Raw genomic sequence first — 1,740 nt, 5'->3', positions numbered from 1 at the left:
GTGGAACTATCTATATCAAATGTTCTAAAATATCGAGAGAAGCTCATTCGAAGATATGGTCTTGTCCCTCATGGATAAAATGGGAGTTTATGGACCTGGCCGCGCGTTCTTCCTAGATCGCTATCTTCCCACTGCAGCCGGCGAAGGCAGCTAATTTTATTTTACTTTGTGCAAGGTTGGCAATGGAACGAATAGCTAATAAGTGAGATGAATTGGGATATTGAATAGTCCTGATTTCTATAGAGAGGTTTATGATATGATTAATAATTTTTGGCGCGAATTGCCACGCCCTTTTTTTGTATTGGCTCCCATGGAAGATGTGACGGATGTTGTATTTCGCCATGTCGTGAGCGAAGCTGCAAGACCCGATGTTTTCTTTACGGAGTTTGCGAACACGGAGAGCTATTGTCACCCGGAGGGGAACCACAGCGTTCGCGGGCGTTTGACTTTCACAGAGGATGAACAGCCTATCGTCGCGCACATATGGGGAGATAAGCCGGAATACTTCCGTCAGATGAGTATCGGCATGGCGAAACAAGGGTTTAGAGGTATCGATATCAATATGGGCTGTCCTGTAGCCAACGTTGCGGAGAATGGGAAAGGAAGTGGCTTGATTTGTCGTCCTGATGTTGCAGGTGAGATCATTCAAGCAGCCAAAGTCGGAGGACTGCCCGTAAGCGTAAAAACAAGGCTGGGGTTCAGTGCTATAGACGAATGGCGTGATTGGCTAACCCATATCTTGAAACAAGATATCGTTAATCTATCCATTCATCTGCGGACAAGAGAGGAAATGAGTAAAGTAGACGCTCATTGGGAGCTAATCCCGGAGATTAAGAAGCTTCGCGATGAGGTGGCACCGGATACACTGTTGACCATTAACGGAGATATACCTGACCGTCAAGTCGGGTTACAGCTCGCACAACAGTATGGTGTAGATGGAATTATGATCGGGCGCGGTATATTCCATAATCCTTTCGCCTTTGAGAAGGAGCCGCGGGAGCATAGTAGTGGGGAATTGCTTAACCTTCTACGGTTGCATCTGGATCTCCATGATCAATATTCAGCACGGGAGCCGCGTCAGTTCAAGCCTATGACTCGCTTCTTTAAAATCTATGTCCGTGGATTCCGAGGAGCAAGCGAATTAAGAAATAACTTAATGAATACAAATTCAACTAGTGAAGTGCGTGCATTGCTCGATGAGTTTGGAAGTAAGCAATAGCTCTTGTTCTCACTGATTACTCCACACATGTGGAGTGATGTGTCGCTTGTGAGGAAATAGAATATTGAAGCCACATTTACATGTTCACAGAACTCAGGCGTATTCAATGCTTGGGCTTTTGCTATGTAAATTGGCTTGTTGGTGTAAAATTAATGGATGCGCCTGAACTGATTGAGATTCGTTCGAGATATGTATCAGCCAGTTTATTAGCTTAGTAGGGTGTGTTGAGATTGGGGGAAACTCGCCAGATGCGGCGCAGTAGGGTGAAATGCTGACACATAGCACTGTTGCTAATGATTAGTTTAAGTAAGCGTATGTCTTCGGCTCCCGCTATTCCTGGTGGGGGTCATATTTTATTGTTTTTCGACATTATTCTTCCATATATCGCCAAATTAGGACTCTGGCAGTATAATAGAATTGACGAAGATAAGTAGTACGACCTAAAAGTGCGGAGGGCTAGTATGAGTTCAAAAATGAAGATGGGTTGGGCGCTACACCCTACTGCTGGCAGAGTATCAGTC

The 1,740-nt window shown here is 44.9% G+C and carries 1 protein-coding gene; it reads left to right on the top strand.

All coding sequences use genetic code 11. The features are described from left to right. The first annotated feature begins 256 nt into the window (after window positions 1–256). Window positions 257–1,219 carry a tRNA dihydrouridine synthase gene (locus AC1DUA_RS36365; protein WP_477504360.1) on the top strand — a complete coding sequence of 321 codons (963 nt, stop codon included), beginning with the start codon at window positions 257–259 and terminating at the stop codon, window positions 1,217–1,219. Window positions 1,220–1,740: the final 521 nt, after the last annotated feature.

This window comes from Paenibacillus sp. 01T422, from assembly GCF_056398785.1.
The sequence above is the reverse complement of the archived record's forward strand: the minus strand, read 5'-3'. Positions and strand labels throughout refer to the sequence as shown.